The sequence below is a fragment of the Pseudoalteromonas sp. UBA6610 genome, assembly GCF_002433295.1.
Taxonomy (GTDB): domain Bacteria; phylum Pseudomonadota; class Gammaproteobacteria; order Enterobacterales; family Alteromonadaceae; genus Pseudoalteromonas; species Pseudoalteromonas atlantica.
The window spans coordinates 1-17,838 of sequence record NZ_DJHW01000018.1; the positions used below are offsets into that span (position 1 = coordinate 1).

General features: G+C 41.0%; 16 protein-coding genes and 1 tRNA gene. 4 read left to right on the forward strand and 13 right to left on the reverse strand.

The window, feature by feature from the left end; translation table 11 throughout:
• The 10 genes from pal to B4F91_RS02325 all read right to left on the reverse strand — a co-directional run.
• Positions 1-525: peptidoglycan-associated lipoprotein Pal (gene pal, locus B4F91_RS02280; RefSeq protein ID WP_288635353.1), on the reverse strand; the 525-nt coding region annotated here is incomplete at its 3' end.
• Between the two features lie 36 nt (positions 526-561).
• A complete protein-coding gene (tolB, locus tag B4F91_RS02285) occupies positions 562-1,920 on the reverse strand; it encodes a Tol-Pal system beta propeller repeat protein TolB (RefSeq protein WP_064386516.1) in 1,359 nt (452 codons plus the stop codon).
• Between the two features lie 9 nt (positions 1,921-1,929).
• Complete coding sequence (gene tolA / locus B4F91_RS02290) at positions 1,930-2,856, reverse strand: cell envelope integrity protein TolA (RefSeq protein WP_024032176.1); 927 nt, start codon at positions 2,854-2,856, stop codon at positions 1,930-1,932.
• Positions 2,857-2,860: 4 nt separating this feature from the next.
• A complete protein-coding gene (gene tolR / locus B4F91_RS02295; protein ID WP_004587274.1) occupies positions 2,861-3,292 on the reverse strand; it encodes a protein TolR in 432 nt (143 codons plus the stop codon).
• Positions 3,279-3,983, reverse strand: coding sequence for a protein TolQ (gene tolQ / locus B4F91_RS02300; protein WP_004587273.1), 705 nt, complete (start codon positions 3,981-3,983; stop codon positions 3,279-3,281). The genes tolR and tolQ overlap by 14 nt, the downstream gene beginning before the upstream one ends.
• A 1,278-nt stretch (positions 3,984-5,261) precedes the next feature.
• Entirely contained in the window at positions 5,262-6,269 is a 1,008-nt protein-coding gene (gene ruvB / locus B4F91_RS02305; RefSeq protein ID WP_004587272.1) for a Holliday junction branch migration DNA helicase RuvB, read from the reverse strand.
• Between the two features lie 7 nt (positions 6,270-6,276).
• Complete coding sequence (gene ruvA, locus B4F91_RS02310; protein ID WP_089347320.1) at positions 6,277-6,894, reverse strand: Holliday junction branch migration protein RuvA; 618 nt, start codon at positions 6,892-6,894, stop codon at positions 6,277-6,279.
• Between the two features lie 2 nt (positions 6,895-6,896).
• Entirely contained in the window at positions 6,897-7,421 is a 525-nt protein-coding gene (gene ruvC / locus B4F91_RS02315) for a crossover junction endodeoxyribonuclease RuvC (RefSeq protein WP_004587270.1), read from the reverse strand.
• 128 nt (positions 7,422-7,549) lie between these two features.
• The gene (locus B4F91_RS02320; protein WP_286938219.1) at positions 7,550-10,051 is read right to left on the reverse strand and encodes an ABC transporter permease; all 2,502 of its coding nucleotides are present in this window, start codon (positions 10,049-10,051) and stop codon (positions 7,550-7,552) included.
• Positions 10,041-10,754 carry an ABC transporter ATP-binding protein gene (locus B4F91_RS02325; RefSeq protein WP_004587268.1) on the reverse strand — a complete coding sequence of 238 codons (714 nt, stop codon included), beginning with the start codon at positions 10,752-10,754 and terminating at the stop codon, positions 10,041-10,043. The genes B4F91_RS02320 and B4F91_RS02325 overlap by 11 nt, the downstream gene beginning before the upstream one ends.
• Here B4F91_RS02325 and B4F91_RS02330 point away from each other — a divergent pair, their 5' ends adjacent.
• The 3 genes from B4F91_RS02330 to B4F91_RS02340 all read left to right on the forward strand — a co-directional run bounded on the left by B4F91_RS02330 (position 10,755) and on the right by B4F91_RS02340 (position 12,030).
• Positions 10,755-11,378, forward strand: a complete 624-nt coding sequence (locus B4F91_RS02330; protein WP_286938217.1) for an arylesterase — start codon at positions 10,755-10,757, stop codon at positions 11,376-11,378. It begins immediately after the preceding gene.
• 161 nt (positions 11,379-11,539) lie between these two features.
• Positions 11,540-11,616, forward strand: a tRNA-Pro gene (locus tag B4F91_RS02335).
• 90 nt (positions 11,617-11,706) lie between these two features.
• Complete coding sequence (locus B4F91_RS02340) at positions 11,707-12,030, forward strand: hypothetical protein (protein WP_286938216.1); 324 nt, start codon at positions 11,707-11,709, stop codon at positions 12,028-12,030.
• Between the two features lie 58 nt (positions 12,031-12,088).
• Here the strand turns inward: B4F91_RS02340 and B4F91_RS02345 are convergent, their stop codons facing one another.
• From B4F91_RS02345 to B4F91_RS02355, 3 genes are all read right to left on the reverse strand, one after another.
• Complete coding sequence (locus B4F91_RS02345) at positions 12,089-12,337, reverse strand: hypothetical protein (RefSeq protein ID WP_004587250.1); 249 nt, start codon at positions 12,335-12,337, stop codon at positions 12,089-12,091.
• A gap of 165 nt (positions 12,338-12,502) precedes the next feature.
• On the reverse strand, positions 12,503-14,071 hold the full coding sequence (locus B4F91_RS02350; RefSeq protein ID WP_286938213.1) for a cyanophycinase: 1,569 nt from the start codon (positions 14,069-14,071) through the stop codon (positions 12,503-12,505).
• Between the two features lie 185 nt (positions 14,072-14,256).
• Positions 14,257-16,779: a UvrD-helicase domain-containing protein gene (locus B4F91_RS02355; RefSeq protein WP_286938211.1), complete on the reverse strand. Its 2,523-nt coding sequence runs from the start codon at positions 16,777-16,779 to the stop codon at positions 14,257-14,259.
• Positions 16,780-17,076: 297 nt separating this feature from the next.
• Here B4F91_RS02355 and B4F91_RS02360 point away from each other — a divergent pair, with 297 nt between their 5' ends.
• Positions 17,077-17,661, forward strand: a complete 585-nt coding sequence (locus tag B4F91_RS02360; RefSeq protein ID WP_286938209.1) for a hypothetical protein — start codon at positions 17,077-17,079, stop codon at positions 17,659-17,661.
• Positions 17,662-17,838 lie beyond the last annotated feature (177 nt).

Sequence of the window (17,838 nt, forward strand, 5' to 3'; positions counted from 1 at the left end):
ACGGCGGTTTTTAGCGAAAGCTGATTCAGTGCGAGATTTAACCATTGGTTTCTCTTCACCGTAGCTAACTACTGACATTTGGCTAGCAGAAACACCTAAGCTTTGTAGGTATTTTTCTACAGCTTGGCCACGGTGCTCACCTAGTGCAATGTTGTACTCAGGCGTACCGCGCTCATCAGCGTGACCTTCAATTAATACTTTTACTGAAGGGTTCTGAACTAAAAACTCAGCATGTGCACGAAGTAATTCTGCGTACTTGTTCTCAACAGTTGCTTTGTCGAAGTCAAAGTAAATAATTTGTTCTTGACGAAGCGCTTCATACTTTTGACGAAGTTGCTCTTCTGCTTGTTGTTCAGGTGAAATTGTTGCTACTTCAACTGTATCCGTGTTTGTTGATTGCTCAACTGCACTTTGATTTGATTGGTTAGCTGCGCCTTCATCAATATCTGAAGATGAGCTACAAGCGGCTAATGTCATTACTGGCACAGCGATTAGCAGGCCTTTAAGTACTTTGTTAAGTTGCATTGAGTAGATTCCTATTTTTGAGTAAACCAGCAAATATTACTGTAAATATGGCGACCAAGCTGGTGCCTTTACTTGTCCGTCTAGCACGGGTAAACGTGCTTTAAAGCGACCGTCCATCGATACCAGCGCGAGTACCTGTTTATTATTATGAAGCGTGCTATAAATGATCATCGAACCGTTTGGCGCTATGCTCGGTGATTCATCAAGGCGAGTTCGCGTTAATACTTGAAACGCGCCTGTAGCCAGCTCTTTCTTAGCAAGATGGTACTGCCCGTTGGTACGGTTAACCATCACTAATTCTTTACTGTCTGGCGTTATAGAACCCGCTAGGTTCATATCGCCGTCGAAGGTCAATCGTTGTGACCTACCAGTTCTTAAATTTAACTTATAAATCTGGGCATTACCACCCCTTTCAGATGTAAACACAATATCCTGGCCATTTGGATACCAAGATGGTTCAGTATCTATACTACGGTGGCGTGTAAGGCGTGTTTCTTTACGGGTTGCTAAATCTAAAACGTAAACTTCGGTTGCACCTGTTTTGTCTTTAGAAAGCACCAATAACATTTTTTTGCCATCTGGTGAAAACTGCGGTGCACCGTTAATACCACGGTAACTAGTGATCAGCTCACGCTTACCTGAGTATAGGTCTTGAATGTAAATTTGGCTTTGGCGGTTTTCAAACGTTACATACGCAAGCTTAGTACCGTCTGGTGACCAAGCTGGCGACATTAACGGCTCCTTTGAGCGCAATAATACTTGCTCGTTAAAGCCATCGTAATCGGCAACCACTAATTGGTATGGCTTAGGTTGGTCTTCACGTACGATTACATAAGCAATTTTAGTTAAAAACGCGCCTTTTTCACCGGTTAGTTTTTCATATACTACATCGCTTATGCGGTGTGAATAACGGCGAAAGCCACTTTCACCAATTACGCTTTCGCGCGCTTCTAAAATATGATCTTGGCTTTTTACTAGTTTACCGCTGCTCATCATTTGAGTTTGGCCACCGGTAATTTGCCCACGAATAACATCAACTAATTCGTAGCGTACTAAGTAACGCCCATCAGTTTGTTGTTCTACCTCGCCTACTACAACCGCTTCTACACCTTGGTTTACCCATGCTGCGTAGTCAATGTCGCCATCTTTATTAGGAAGCTGTGGCATTTGTGCTACATCTACCGGTTTAAACTTACCACTGCGCATTAAATCGGCAGCGATAACATCGCTCAATTTTTGTGGAATTGGGCCAACACCGTTGTATTTAAAAGGCACGATGGCAATAGGACGTGCGCCGTCTACACCTTCAGTTATTACAATTTCAAGTGCCGCATTTGCTACACCCTGAAACCCTAATAATATAACTACAAAGGCTATTTTAATTTTGCTGAACATATCATTCCTTTAAAATTCTGGCTTGATTGTTAAATTAATATTCTTAAGTTGCTCGAATACATCTTTGTCTTTAGATACAGGTAATGTATCGGCCATGCGCACAGCTCTAAGTGCAGCTTCACACACTAGCTTATCACCCCCTAACGATTTAACTTGCGTTACTAAACCATTAAACCCAAGACGAATATTTACTCGACACTGTTGGTTTTTCATTTTTTCATCAATCAGTAAGTTTTGCTGAATGCGCGCCATAATTAAAGCACGATACTTATCAACTTCGCTCACTACTTGCTGTTGGCGTATTTTACTACGTGCAGCCTGCTCTTTAGCAAGTTGTTCTTGTAACATTTGCTCTTGCAGCGCTTGCTGACGTTTACGCTCGGCTTCTTTTGCACGTTCTTTAGCTTCTGCTTCACGCTTTTTACGCTCTGCTTCGGCTTTTTTCAGTGCCTCTTCTTCTGCTTTGCGTTTATCTGCAGCAGCTTTAGCAGCGTTTTCAGCTTCTTGCTTTTGCTTTTCAGCTTGTTTTGCTTTAGCACGCTCTTTTTGTTCAATTTCGCGCGCTTTTTTAGCTTCAGCCTCAGCTTGTGCTTTTTCTTTCTCTTTTGCTTTGCGCTGTTGCTCTAGCTTTTTAATATTACGCGCTTCAGCTTCACGTTGTTTACGTGCATTGGCGGCTCTGCGTTCTAAGTCGCGAATGCGTTTATCTTCAGCGCGTTTTTTAGCATCTTCTTTTTTTTGTAGCTCAGCAATTTTTTGCTCAACTTGTTTTTGATCAACCGTGACCGCCGAAACCGCATTATCAGGCTCAGGAATAGCCGAATTAAGAGTCACTTCCATTACTTTAGGTGCCGGTGGATGTATATTTGCAGTTGCCCACAAAAAGCCCCCTAAACCTAAATGTAAAAGTACTGACTTGATTATAGAACTATTCATGTTACTACTGTGTCCCCTCAAAGGATTCTGTCATTAAACCCACAGATGGTACGCCAGCATTCTTTAAAAAGTCCATTAATAACAACACTTCTTGGTAAGAAACCTTACCAGAGCCTTTAATCATTACTGGTACATCAGGGTTTTTCATTAGCTGTAGCTTAATAACCGCGGCCACATCAAGTGCTTCCATTGGCTCTTCTGGATCAGTGCCTATGCTTACATAGTACTTACCTGCCGAGTCAATCGAGGCAATAATGGGCGGCGTGTCTTTAGTATCAACTAAATCCGACTCTTCCATTTTTGGTAAATCAACTTTCACACCGTGAGTAATAAGCGGTGCTGTTGCCATAAATATAATTAGCAATACCAACATTACATCAATGTAAGGTACTACATTAATTTCTGCGACCGGACGGCGCTTCTTACGCTGATACATTCGCTTTAGCCTCTATTTGGGTAGCTGCTTGACGGTGTAAAATATTGGCAAATTCTTCCATAAAGTTGATGTAATGTGATTCTAGTTTTTCAACTTTATTAGCAAAGCGGTTATACGCAATAACAGCCGGAATAGCCGCAAATAAGCCCATTGCCGTTGCAATAAGTGCCTCAGCAATACCTGGCGCTACCATTTGTAATGTTGCTTGCTTCACTTCACCAAGTGCTATAAAGGCATTCATAATACCCCACACCGTACCGAATAAGCCGATATATGGGCTAATTGAACCCACTGTTGCTAAAAACGATAAGCTCGATTCTAGTTTTTCGATTTCACGCGACAGTGCCACACGCATTGAGCGATGCGTACCTTCCATTACAATGCCAGCACTTTGAAAGGTGTTCTTTTTATGGCGTGCAAATTCTTTAAAGCCAGATGTAAATAACGCTTCAATACCATGAGATTGACCGCTACGTGATGAGATTTCGTTGTATAGTTTGCTTAAGTCGATACCTGACCAAAATTTTTGTTCGAATTTTTTTGCATCAGACAAGGCGTCGCTAATTGCTTTTTTGCGCTGAAAAATAATTGCCCATGACATAACAGACATTGCTACTAGCGCTAGCATTACTAACTGCACAAGCAAACTGGCTTCTAGAATTAGATCTAAAAAATTAAGCCCTGATCCCACGTTAAACTCCTAAATAATTTCAAAAAACGTCAATTTGGTTATTTTGTATAAATAAGACCATTGTAACGGCCATAAGTTGCATCTAGTGTATCGAGTCAAGGGTTTACTGACAACGATATTGCTATGAATTGGCAACAAAAAACGTTAAACATACGCTTAATCGCTTGTTTGTTTCTAAAACGCGACTACCGCGTTTAGTAAAACACAACTTAATACTACAAAAGTGCGTAAATATACGCAGTAAACTTATTAAAACGCACCGTTTATTCATAAAAAGTGCATAAGCACGCAAAAGTAATTCACGCCACTTTGCATGTACTAATATAACTAATACTGTAACAATACAGCTCAGACCAGTTATTTGTTAATTTTCAGCCACTTATAAAGTTAACGAATAATTAACGTACAAGATTCGAACAACAAAAAAATTCATCAGATTAGTTTTTCTTATCTGAAATTTTAAATTTTCTAGTTTGAACAAAAAATACTTATTCCGTATTATTCTCCCATACCGAGCTTACGCACTGAATGAAACATTTTTCATTAAGCCAAGTTCTTAGTAATAGGATTTTTAATCGTATTACATTGTTTTACTCTTTTTGGATAAAACCTGATTAAGTAAAACGTAGTTCCCTGGATTACTTCCTTCAACTTGTTGTTTGCCCGCATTATATGCGGGCTTTTTTTTGCCTAAATTTTACCGCCAACTTGGCATGCAATAAGTTTTAATTACACAATCTGTTTAATTGCCAACAGTGTATTTACTATCTTTTTTTACCAGTTTGTATCATTAAATTATCTACTTTCAGTAGAAAGCATGTTTATAACAAGGTAAAACTTATTAACACAATTAGCGCCACGTCTAATCTCTTATGTTGCTACTGCTTTAAAGCTAACTGGTTTTAATGGTACGCAGCATAGCCACGCCAGTCTTAACGTTAAGTGAATTACAAAACGATTTTAATTTATTGGTTACATTTGCAACAAAGTGGCTGAAAGCTGAGTAAGTTTTAAAAAACTATACTAATTTTCTTAATTATGTGAGCTAAGTTGAGGCTGGAAAAACGTGTTGACAGCTAGGCAAAAAATTCGCTATTTCGTTGTTCTTGGCAATTGCTCCTGCACTGCTCTACCTTCTGCTTGCAGTCGTAAATGAGAGTTTTTAACACAGGTAGCGACACGTTTGCTTTGCAAAATGATTAAGTGTTATTGCAAATTGGTATTACATTTAACAGAGGAAGTAGCCCGCTACATTTTCTGTAACAGGCTAAAGAGGGGTTAATCTTGTTTTGGGAGTAAACCAAAGTGATGATACGCATTGTCTGATACAATTCGCCCGCGCGGTGTGCGCTGTATAAAACCTTGCTGAATTAAAAAAGGCTCTATTACATCTTCAATGGTTTCTTTTTCTTCGCCTATGGCGGCGGCTAAATTATCTAGCCCTACAGGCCCACCCATAAATTTTTCGATAATGGCAAGTAAGTATTTACGGTCCATGTAATCAAACCCGCTTTTATCTACGTCAATCATATCAAGGGCAAGCTCGGCAACGGAGGCGTTTACTGTACCATCTGATTTTACTTGCGTGTAATCGCGCACACGGCGCAATAAGCGGTTAGCTATACGCGGTGTGCCTCGTGAGCGTTTTGCAATTTCGGTAGCGCCATCGTCGCACATTTGTAAATCTAGGTAATGTGCAGAGCGCCCCACTATATGCGATAAATCAGCTACCGAGTAAAACTCTAAGCGCTGAACTATACCAAAACGGTCTCTAAGTGGTGAGGTAAGTGAGCCTGCGCGTGTTGTCGCGCCAATAAGCGTAAACGGCGGTAAGTCTAATTTAATAGAGCGTGCAGCGGGGCCTTCACCAATCATAATATCGAGTTGGTAATCTTCCATTGCGGGGTAAAGTATTTCTTCAACTTGTGGGCTGAGTCTGTGTATTTCATCAATAAACAGCACATCGCCTTCTTCAAGGTTGGTAAGTAATGCAGCAAGGTCGCCGGCTTTTTCAAGTACTGGGCCTGAAGTGGTTTTAATACTTACATTAAGCTCATTGGCAACAATATTAGCAAGCGTGGTTTTACCTAAGCCCGGCGGGCCAAATATTAATAGATGATCGAGCGCTTCACCGCGGCTGCGCGCTGCCTCTATAAATATTTCCATTTGCTGCTTAACATGCGGCTGACCTTTGTAGTCGGCTAAAAGCTTGGGCCTTATTGCGCGGTCTATGGTGTCTTCGTTGGTTTTTTCGCTCGCGTCAATTAAACGATCAGCTTCAATCATGGGTTACTCACAACATTGATTTTAAAGATTCTTTAATAAGAACCTCAGTAGACATATCGGGTTTACTTACCGATTTTACTGCTTTTTGCGCCTGTGGCAATTTATAACCAAGCGCGACAAGTGCCGATACGGCATCGTCTGCAGCATTATTGGCAATTGTTGCATCGCTAGGAGGCTCTATAACGGCATTATCGCTAAATGGCGTAAATAAATCGTTACCCCAATCTTTTAAGCGGTCTTTCATTTCTAGCACTAAACGCTCAGCGGTTTTTTTACCCACACCCGGTAATTTAACCAATGTTGTGGCATCTTCGTTGTTTACGCAACTAACAAATTGCTGCGCCGACATGCCCGACAAAATAGCTAAGCCTAGTTTAGGGCCCACACCATTTGCTTTTAATAGTTCTCTAAAAAGCGCGCGCTCGGTTTTATTATTAAAGCCAAATAATAGTTGTGCGTCTTCGCGTACTACAAAGTGCGTGTACACTATGGCGTTTTCGCCAATATTGGGTAAGTCGTAAAAACAGGTCATGGGCATTTGTACTTCGTAGCCTACGCCGCTTACTTCTAATAAAATTTCGGGCGGCTGCTTTTCAACTAAAATGCCATTTAAACGGCCAATCATATTTATTTCCTTAAACGTCCTCTAACGGTTTTGCTTGCGCTACCCGCTAGTTTTATTAAATTTTGTTCTGAGTGCGCATGGCAAATTGCAATGGCAAGCGCATCGGCCGCATCGGCTTGCGGTGTGCCAGGTAATTTTAAAATATTTTTTACCATGTGTTGCACTTGCGATTTATCGGCGCCGCCATTACCTACCACGGCTTGTTTAATTTGCCGGGCTGAGTATTCAAATACGGGTAAGTCGGCCATAGAGGCTCCCACTATCGCGGCTCCTCGGGCTTGACCAAGTTTTAGCGCGGCATCCGGGTTATGCGCCATAAATACTTTTTCTATGGCAAAGGTTTCGGGGGAGAACTGCTCTATTATTTGCGTGATCCCTTGGTAGATCATTTTTAATCGTATGGGGAACTCATGCTCGGCTAATTTAATACACCCGCTTCCTAAATAGGTAAATTTAGCGCCTTGATGCGCAACCACACCATAACCGGTTAAACGCGAACCTGGGTCTATCCCTAAAATAATGGCCAAACAGCACACTCATTATTGTTATTTTTCAATAACGGTAATAATGCCAGAGCACTGTATAAATTACCAGTGGCGAGTAAAAACAAAAACGCCCGCAACTTAGTGCGGGCGTTCAGCGTTAAAAGTATAGCTTAGGCTAAAGCACGTACTAAGCCTTGGGTATTTTGTTTAAGTTTACGGGCAATCATAAAGTAGCCAAGCGCGGCTACAAACACCCCGCCCGACACAGGCCCTATTAGCCAAATTGCTGGGTGCAATTTACCGGCTAAGTCAAACATTTGCTGCTGAACAATCAATAAGGCTACATCACTAAATAATGCGGCTACAAACCCAGCTAAGCCACCTAATAGCAAAAACTCATAAAGCGTCGCATTTTTTATTAACCGCCCTTTGGCGCCTAAAGTTCGCAGTATTACTATTTCTTGCATTCGCTCGCCAAGGCTCGCTTGCACCTGAGATATAAGCACTAATGCGCCACACAAAACCACAATAGCAAGCACAAAGCCAATAGCTAACGACACCTGCTCAATGGTTGATTGTATTTGCTTAACAAAGTTATCTACATCGATGGCAGTAATGGTTGGATAAGTGCGCAGTAACTGGCTAAACGCTTTCTTTTGCTCTGGCTCTATACGCACAGATGAAATATACGTTGCCGGAAAATCTTTTAGCACATCGGGGCTTAAAATAATAAAAAAGTTAGGTTTTAGCGTAGCCCAATTTACTTTACGCACACTGGTAATTTTGGCGTCAAATGATTGCGCACCAATTAAAAATGTTAAGGTGTCGCCTATTTCTACGTCTAGGCGCTCTAACATAGACTCCTCAACCGATGCCTCACCCACTGCGCCTTCGCCAAACCACTGCCCTTGCACAATTTCGTTTTGGGCTGGCACATTATCAAGCCAGGTTAGATTAAGCTCACGGCCAATGCCTGAACGCGCTTCTTCATCTTTTTTCTCGTTATCTTGCAACGACACTTTACGCGCAACAAGCTCGCCATTTACCGCATTTACTCGCCCACGAATGGTTGGATAAAAATCCGAAACTAAAATATCGTTCTCTGCTAGGTAATTATTTACAGGCTCAAGTTCGTTTTGCGTAATATTAACTAAAAATGCATTAGGCGCATCGGCGGGTAATTGAGACTGCCAATCTGAGATCATGTCATTTTTAAGCACAATCAAAAACAATAGCAATTTTATCGCCAATGAAAAGCTAATAAGCTGCACCGCATTTACGTTGGCACGCTTTTGTATAGAAGCAATAGCTAACGACCAACTATTGCCTGGTTTTAAACCTAATTTACGACCACCGCCAAATATTAATTTTGAAATAACAAACAAAACCGCAATCAAAGCAAGCGTGGAGACAAATAAAATAAGCGTTATTTTAATGTTGTTACTAAATAACCACATTAATAAAAACACCGTAAGCGCGCTTAAACCTAAGTGCACACGGCTTACGGCTAGTCTGTCGCCTAAATTACGGCGCAATACTCTAAGCGGTGGAATATCAAATAAATCAAGCAGTGGCTTAATAGAGAACATAACTGCACATATAACACCTGTGCTAATGGCCACCAGCCAAGGTTTAAACCCGGCGGCAGGTAAGCTCATATCCATGCTTTTTGCTAAATAACCAGTGGCTATTTCTTGTAAACCGTAGCCTATGGCTAAACCCACAATAACCGCTAAAGCACACACCATGAGTAAATGCATAAAATATATTTTACGAATTAATGCACGGCTTCCGCCAAGTGTTTTCATCATTGCTACGGGGTCGTATTGGCGCTCACAATAACGCTTTGCCGACACAGCAATAGCAACCGTAGCCAAAATAATGCCCAGCAAACCGGCCAGTAATAAAAAGCTTTCTGCACGGTTTAAGCTATTTGATATGGGCGACTGCCTATCTTTTACGCCATACCAACGTTGATTTTCAGCCATTTGCGGCTTTAACCATTCATAAAACCGCGTTATATCTGATTCACCGCCTGCATAGAGTTGGCGATAATTTACTCGGCTGCCAGGTTGAATAACCTCAGTTTTTGCAACATCAGCAATATTTATAAGCACTCTGCGGCTGCTCGAAAATACATTAAACGGCGCATCTGGCTCCTCAACCACCACTTTTTCTACATTAAATACTGCTGCGCCTAGCTCTACTTGGCTGCCAATATCAATATTTAAGCTGTAAAAAACTGATTCGCTTAGCCACACATTGCCAGGCTTCGGGCCGCCTTGCGCTACTTGTGTTTCGCCAAGCAATGATGATTTTACTTTTAACTCGCCTTTTAACGGGTATTCGTTAGACGCCGCTTTTACCGAGGTAAATTGCATCTCGTCGTTGGCAAATAACATGGTGTCAAAGTAGATCATTTGCGCAGTTCGTAAGTTTTCTTGTTTGGCTTTGCTAATAAACGCCGTATCTAGCTCATGGGCGCTTGCCAATACTCTATCTGCGGCAATAAACGCGCTACTTTTTTGCGCTATGCTTTGTGCTATTCGCTCAGTGACCATAGACAGTGTAAGCACCGTTAACACCGCCAGCGCAATGGCGGCACTAATTACCGTAAGTTCGCCGCGGCGAAATTCACGTGCAAATAATTTAAGTGCTAACTTAGCCCACATTCGCTACGTCCTCTTTTGAGTTTTTAACTAAGCAGCCCGCTTCAATTTGTACAATATGCTGGCACTTTTGCGCGAGTGCTTCATCGTGAGTTACTAAAATTAGCGTTGTGCCGTGCTGCTGGTTTAAATCAAATAATAGTGACTCCACCATTTTGCCGTTTTTACTGTCTAAATTTGCAGAAGGCTCATCGGCAAATAAAATTTTAGGTGTGCCTATAAAGGCACGGGCAATGGCTACACGTTGCTGCTCACCACCAGAGAGTTGCGATGGGTAATGATCAATACGATGGCTCAGCCCCACTTTTTCTAATAGGGCAAGAGCTTGCTCTTTGGCATCGCTTTCGCCAGCAAGCTCTGCCGGCAGCATCACGTTTTCAAGTGCGGTTAAGCTTTGTACCAACATAAAAGATTGAAATACAAAACCTACTTTTTCTGCACGCAATGCCGCGCGTTGCTCTTCATCTAATTTATGTAGCGGCTCGCCATCAAGGGTAATTTCACCACTGCTGGCGGTATCTAGCCCCGCTAATAAACTTAATAACGTGGATTTTCCTGAGCCAGAGGTGCCAACAATAGCAACTGACTCGCCATGCTTGACATTAAAGCTGATGTCGCTGAGGATGGGCAACTCACCTTCGAAGGTAGAAACTACTTTAGACAAACCATTTACTTGAATAATATTTAATTGAGAAAGCGCTGACATATGACTCATTCAATCCTACGTTTTGTATTCGTTTTATTTTTAGTTATCAAGCCACTTAGTGCGGCGGCCGACAACACGATTTTAATACTTGGAGACAGTTTAAGTGCAGCCTATGGACTTAAACAAGAGCAAGGCTGGGTTAAATTGTTACAAGATAAATACGATGCAGAGCAGCGTAATATAGAGCTAATTAATGCCAGTATTAGTGGCGAAACTACCGGTGGCTCTTTACGCAGGCTAGATGCCTTACTGGCGCAATACCAACCAAGCCATGTACTTATTGAGCTTGGTGCTAATGATGGTTTACGTGGTTTTCCGGTAACAAAAATGCAGGCCAACTTAACGGATTTAATCGAAAAAAGCCAAGCCGAAAATGCCATGGTCGCGTTAATGGAAATTTACATTCCCCCTAATTACGGGCCGCGTTACAGTAAAATGTTCACTGACAGTTTTACACAAGTAAGTGAAAAAACAAATGCTCATTTACTTAACTTTTTTATGCTTAATGTGGCAGATAAGCCAAACTTAATGCAAAGAGATCAATTACATCCAAATAAAGAAGCACAACCGCTGATACGCGATGAAATGTATGACTCGATCAATCAATGGCTAAATAAAGATTAGGGCGTGTTGTTTGGTGGCTTAATATGCGCTGCACGTCATGTGCTTACTAAGGGCGATACGCCCTTAGTTTAAAGTTTTTTAGCTCATTTGCACAATAAACACGCAAACAAACAATCACTTATTGATTTTTAATAAAATATACGTACTATTGCAAACAACGTCGGTATGTAGCGCAGCTTGGTAGCGCACTGTCATGGGGTGTCAGGGGTCGCAGGTTCAAATCCTGCCATACCGACCATTTAACCTCCTCTTTATTTCTTTTTCACTGTCATTTTTCTGTATTACCTTGTATACCTAGCATTAAATACTATGTGTTTAAGGATGACTTATGAAAAAGCGTATTGTGCTTCCTCTGCTTTTATCTCTTTTTATTTCAAGCTTTGCGTTTGCTCAGGGTAGTTTTCGACTTAAAAACGGAAATCTATTAAGTGTGGGTAAAACTAAATCTGACATTGTAGCTCTAGTGGGCGCACCACTTTATAAAGATGTGCTTATTGAAGCTGTTGATATTGCTAATGGCGACAAATTAGTTAAAACAGAAGAGTTTACTTATAAACTAAAAGGCTCGATTGGTGGGATGTACATTGTATTGATCCGTTTTGAAAATAATATTGTGACCAGTATTAGTTCAAAACAAGTCGCCAGGCTTTAAATATTTTAGAGTTAGTTTTAAGCAGTTAAAAGCGCCATACGGCGCTTTTTAGTTTTTATTAGTGTGTACGCCCTACGCCGTTACGCACCATGTCTTTACCGTTTTCAAATACCTCGGCTGTTATGCCACGCGCCAGTAATAACTGTTGTTTGTCGTCAAATACTGCAACAAAATGGCTGCCGTCTTTATTGCTTGTAGCCATACCTACACCCGATACACCTTTTAAGCCTAAGCCGCCGTTTTCTACCATAACTAAAAAGTTCTCTAGCTCTGCTAGGTTGTCAATTATGTCGTGCTCGTTATTCATAAACTACTCTCTGTAAAATCTGCTTGGTTAATGCCTATTCGTAAAACGTAACCACTAAATTAAGCGAATAGGTATAAATTACTTGGGCGCTATTTTATAGCCCATTAAAATAAACATAAACCTTTGTATCGGGTTATTAAGTATATTTAGTACTAGCGCTTAAGGTTAAAAGCGCTCTACATTCAGTGACAAATTACTTAATGCGCAACCATACGGCTGGGTATTAATGCGGTAATAATCCGTATTTTTTGTGGCAGTTAAATTTATTAAAAGGTCATCTTGTTGCCCTACCGCACTTTGCTCTTGGCTTAGGCACATAGCTTGCGTGAGCGAGCGTAGTTTTGAATCGCTTAAAATATTGGCAAATCGCTGTACCGGTAAAGGCGGTATTTTAACAGGCGCTAATGCTTGGCTAATGGTGCGCTCGCTAAGTTCAAACCCGGCATTAGTAATATCTATTACACTGCGAGCAGGCCAGTACGAGTAGTTATAGCTGTTTGCTTTTTGCTGCGTACTTAAATGCGCAACCCCACTTTGCCCTATTACGGTCATTAAATTTCCTTTGTTGGATTTAATAACAACAAGGGCTGTGTTTTCATCAATACCAAAACCGTGCTTAATATCACCGTTTTTTTGCTTTGCGGTATTTAATGTACCCGCTAGGTTTAACGTTTGATTTTGCTCACTAAAGCGGGTACTCAGTGGCCCATAGGTAAACGTGCTTAACCCGTTAAGTGCATTAGGCTGTGGGGTAAGCTTTGCTTTTAATACCGCTTCGCTTTGGTGCTGTGAAAGATAGACGTTTTCGCTTTGTATTTTGCTTCCTGCACCTAGCCCTACAATAACAGGGCGAGTTTTAAGCGCGTTAGTCCAAGGGTAGGCAGTATTATTTTCATCATACAGTGCTTTTAAAGCATTTTTAGCCTTGCCGTCGCTAAATAAAACACCGGTGCTGGTGTTTATTAAATTAACTAACGCCTCAACCCCATTATTACAAAGTGTTTGCTCAGCCTTTGTGAGCTCGGGGTATACATTGCTGCGATTATACAGGTTCATTTGTGAGTGACGCAGCGCCGGTAAATCACTACAGGTACTGTTAGTAATTGCTTTAGCAAGTGCAGGTGTAAGCGGTAACCATTGGCTGGTTACACCTTTTGGTAAAAGCGTTTTAAACGCCTCTACCTGTGCGTATGGGTCGCGTTGGGCTGCGCTAATAATTAATAAGGTGGGTGTTGGGTTAGCAACCTTTAAGCTCCCCGCTATAAATTGCAATATACCGTTGCTTGGTGGCTCAGCTTTTGGGGTGGTGTTTGCATAAGGTTGTTCGAGCATATCAAACACAAAATTAAACTCTTGCTTTGTTAGGCTATTAAGTTGCTCGTTGTTTATATCTCGCCATTGCCAAAGCAGCTCACTTTTAGAGACTGCGTTTGCACTTTTGCTACTAAGAGCACGTAAGGTATTTAAAACATTTGCTTGGTTATTTGAATTGTTAGTGGGCCAATTTAATTTTATTTGCTCAATATTAGTATTGGTTACCTTAAACACACTTTGTGACTTTGAGTTATTTTGCGTATTGCAACTTTGCGCCGCATTAGCACTGCAACTATTAATTGTACTACCGGCTAAAATAAGGGTTTGATCTTGCTGCTGGGCAGCCCCTTTAAATGAAAATAAAGTAAATAAAACGAATATAAAGCTCACTCGCTTAGTAAAAAAAGCACGGGTACGCATAACGCTCTCAAAAATGATCTAAATAGGCGTTAAGTTTAACAGCATGTAATGGTAGGCTAAATAGTAAATGTGGGTCTCAATGATTGCGACACATGGCATTAGTGTATAAAGCAAGTTTGACTGCTAGTTACAAAAGCGCGATGTGCGTTTTACGCAGCCAATACTCTTACATTTAATCATTAACCTTACTTATTTTGCTGTTTACTCTGTTTTACAAACAAATTAGAGGCTATATCAATAGGGTAATTATCGTTTATTAGCTCGCTAATAAATTCAGAACACGCAGATGGCGGAGCAATTAAATAGCTTTTATGCTTAGCGCGCGTGATCCCTACGTACAATAAACGTCGCTCCTCTGAATGATTAAAGGTATCTTGTGCGGGCAATAATGCCTCAACAAATAAATTGTCCGGATTATTGCTTGGAAAACCTAACTTGCCCTGCTCAAAACCTATAATAATACAGTAATCGGCCTCGAGTCCTTTTGAGCCATGCAGTGTCCAAAAATGCAGTGGGTTAGCAAAGTTGTTACCTGCTAAATGCTGCTCTACCTCATTAAGCATAAACCGATAACGGCTCAAGACGGCAATACTGGCTGTGTTATTATTTTTATTAATTGTGGCTATAGTTTGCTGCACTTTTAGTGCTACTGACTTTTTACCTTGGTGTAAATCATCAAGCAAAACAACTTGAGGGGTGCTTACTTGCGTATGTGTGGTGATGTGCTTTTTATATTGTTCAGGGTTTTGCATTACAAAGCGCCCCGCTACCTCACTAATACTGTTGTTATATCTAAACGTTTTTTGCAATAACGTGAGTGAGTGACTGCCTATTAAATCGTTAAACTGCGTGGTGAGCGCCAAATTACCGCCTGAAAACCGATAAATAGCCTGCCAATCATCGCCAACCGCAGTAAAACAAGGTTGTGGACCACTCTTTATTAACGTATTTAAAAACGCCATGCGTGCGCATGAAATGTCTTGAAATTCGTCAACTAAAATATGGCGCCAAGGTACACTTACCTCCCCCAATTTAACCGCCTGAGCTGCGCTTGCAATCATGTCGTCAAAATCAATAGCATCTTGCTCTTTTAATTTTTCGTAGTATGCACGCTGCATTGCCACCAATAATGTTGCATAGCTTTTATGATTTATAATGCCACTTTTAGCTATTCGCGCTGCTATTTGAGAGTTAGACAGTTGCTCACCCCGTATTGCGCTTAGGCAGTTTAAGTATTTATTTATATTTTGCTTTAACAGCCCTGTTGCAGATAAACGCTCGTACACTGCCTGGTTATCTAAGGGGTTAATGTTCACTTTATGTTTTTGTAGTTGTGCTTTTAAACGCTGCTCAAGCTGAGCTTCTTGCCAGTTATAATGAAATGTTTGCACCAACGCATGACCCTGTTTTTTATGGTGCGCGCGTACATATTTAATATGCTCGCTATTGTGCAAGTTAGCCGCGTGCAGCACTGAATTACCTTGCCTATCTGTCACAAAATGCGCCAAGTAAACCTGGTGCTGTGGCAAGTAAAAATCGGCGGTGTCATCATTTTGGTAAGTGTGTTCAATACCATACATATAAAGCCAGTTGGCAATTAATAAGTGCTGATAACTGCTTACTTTTAGCCCTGATAAAGTGTGATAGGTTTGTGCTTTTATTGTGGTTTTAGTTGCGGTTTTAGTTGCGGTTCTAGTTTCGGTATTGAGGCTATCTGTAGGTTCGTACAGGGTATCAACAAAAGTTTTACAAAAACGTGAGTCTGTTTTTAGGGTATTACTAAGCCACTGGGTAAACCATTTATTAAGCGCCATAGCATCGTTTGCAAAAGGCGATAAGCTACGTGTTTTATTAGCGCTTTGCAGTAACTTAAGCCCCAGCGCATGAAAGGTTAAAATAGTAGGCGGCGTAACGTTTAAGTTTGCTTGTTGCGCCCTTAAATTAAAGCGTTGATTTAATTCGTTTGCTGCATTTTTATTATAAGCAAGTATCAATATTTGCTCGGGTTTTACACCACCGTGGGCAATTAAATCCAGGGCCTTTGCAACCATTACTGAGGTTTTGCCAGTGCCTGCGGCCGCTAGCACTAAATTTTTGTCGTTATTGCGTATAACAGCAAGGCGTTGATCGTGTGTAAGCGGGTTTGATTCAACCACATTATAAAAGTCGGCTCTTGCCGTTAGTGTTTTTTGCTCATAACTTTTACGTAGCTGCTCTGTGGCATGCGCTACTGTTGGTGAGCTACTTAAAATAGTTAAAAACTTAATATTAATGGCCGATAAATGCTGCTGCCATAGTGCAGGTATTGCGCCGTACTGCTGTGCCAGTGAAAACACCGCCGACTTTAATAACGGCACGTTTGAGTCGCGAAGATACTCGTTTGTTGCATAACGTTTTACAAGCGTTTTTGCTGTATTCACTTTTTCTTCTAGGTGATTGGCAAAAACACTGTTTAGCTGCTCACTAAGCGTTTGAGCCTGCTGTTTATTTAAAAAGCTAATTACCGTTTTTGTACTATGATTGAGGGTTATTTTTCCGCTAAACAGGCCTTTTTTAAATTGGGTAAAATTAGTAAAGTCGCTAATTAAATAGGCGCGTGAAGTATTATTTTTAAAATGTATAACGAGTGAACTTTGCTTAATAGTAACGGTGCTAATACGCGTAAAAAAACGTCCTAACCAGCTTGGAGTGGCAATAAACTGCGCCATAAAACCTTGAATAAACTAAAATTAAAAATAAATTTTATCACAGTTTAAACGCCAAGGCGCGCCGCGCCTTAAAAGTGGCGGCCTGGTTAACCAAAGCATGTACAAGCAGGCCTCATAAATAGCCCAAAGGCTGTGTACATTGGGTGTTTAAACTGCGGTAAACTCCTCCTAAAACAATCAACAGGCCTTAAGTATTTACTCTAAACAGGTGTTTAAATTTGCTTAAACTTTACGTTTGAATATTGAACAAATTGCACTATTGGTTTAATGTGAAGCTTTTATTAAACGAGAAATAATATGGATTTAACTAAGGAAGAGTTAAGTTTTATTTCGTCTGTTGTAGGCAGTAACAAGGACAATACAAACGATAACTCGCAGCTTAGCTTAAAAACGGCTTTGCCAGATACACTAAAAGGTTTGTTGTCTCACGCTAAATTAACCATGTTAGCTGAGGTGGGCCATTATCAGTTGTGGTTTCCGCTTGAGTTTAAGCTCAACGATGACGGCTACTTCAACCCCGTACTGAGTGCGCCTGAGGTAATTGATACCGAAGGTGTAGACAGAAGCTGGCGTTATTCAGACCTGCATTTACAAAGCGAGCGCTTTTATGTGCTTTCGCTCTCAAGCAGTGGCGTGCTATTAAAGCCGCGCGATCATCGCTATAGCCTTACCCACGCGCAACATATCACGTTTAAACTACCCAATAAGAAAAAAGTCACTCTACTTATAGATTTAGTCCGTAAAACTAATTTAGGCTATGCCGCAAAAATTATCAGTATCAAAAGTGGTAAAGAGGCATTACGTGAGTATTTATTTGAAAAACATAAACGCGAAAACGCCACCTTGTACGAAAACACGGCTGGTGTAACTGAGCATTTCTAGTTGCAGGCTGTTAATTGCAGCGATAAGCTAACGCCTTTATAAAGCGACAAGTTAAAGGCACACAATGAGCGACACTTTATACCCAATTGGTACCCCTAATAAACCATGGAACGACAGTGACAAAGCAGCATGGTTACAACTTCAACAAAAAAAGCGCGATTATAACCAGCTCGTAGT

Excerpts from the sequence above, each read along its gene's own strand:
- B4F91_RS02340 (WP_286938216.1), top strand. The coding sequence starts at position 11,707 with ATGAAAAAGCGTATTGTGCTTCCTCTGCTTTTATCTCTTTTTATTTCA.
- B4F91_RS02350 (WP_286938213.1), bottom strand. The coding sequence starts at position 14,071 with ATGCGTACCCGTGCTTTTTTTACTAAGCGAGTGAGCTTTATATTCGTT.
- B4F91_RS02360 (WP_286938209.1), top strand. The coding sequence starts at position 17,077 with ATGGATTTAACTAAGGAAGAGTTAAGTTTTATTTCGTCTGTTGTAGGC.
- B4F91_RS02355 (WP_286938211.1), bottom strand. The coding sequence starts at position 16,779 with ATGGCGCAGTTTATTGCCACTCCAAGCTGGTTAGGACGTTTTTTTACG.
- tolA (WP_024032176.1), bottom strand. The coding sequence starts at position 2,856 with ATGAATAGTTCTATAATCAAGTCAGTACTTTTACATTTAGGTTTAGGG.
- ruvB (WP_004587272.1), bottom strand. The coding sequence starts at position 6,269 with ATGATTGAAGCTGATCGTTTAATTGACGCGAGCGAAAAAACCAACGAA.
- B4F91_RS02345 (WP_004587250.1), bottom strand. The coding sequence starts at position 12,337 with ATGAATAACGAGCACGACATAATTGACAACCTAGCAGAGCTAGAGAAC.
- B4F91_RS02320 (WP_286938219.1), bottom strand. The coding sequence starts at position 10,051 with ATGTGGGCTAAGTTAGCACTTAAATTATTTGCACGTGAATTTCGCCGC.
- B4F91_RS02325 (WP_004587268.1), bottom strand. The coding sequence starts at position 10,754 with ATGTCAGCGCTTTCTCAATTAAATATTATTCAAGTAAATGGTTTGTCT.
- B4F91_RS02330 (WP_286938217.1), top strand. The coding sequence starts at position 10,755 with ATGACTCATTCAATCCTACGTTTTGTATTCGTTTTATTTTTAGTTATC.
- tolR (WP_004587274.1), bottom strand. The coding sequence starts at position 3,292 with ATGTATCAGCGTAAGAAGCGCCGTCCGGTCGCAGAAATTAATGTAGTA.
- ruvA (WP_089347320.1), bottom strand. The coding sequence starts at position 6,894 with ATGATTGGCCGTTTAAATGGCATTTTAGTTGAAAAGCAGCCGCCCGAA.
- tolB (WP_064386516.1), bottom strand. The coding sequence starts at position 1,920 with ATGTTCAGCAAAATTAAAATAGCCTTTGTAGTTATATTATTAGGGTTT.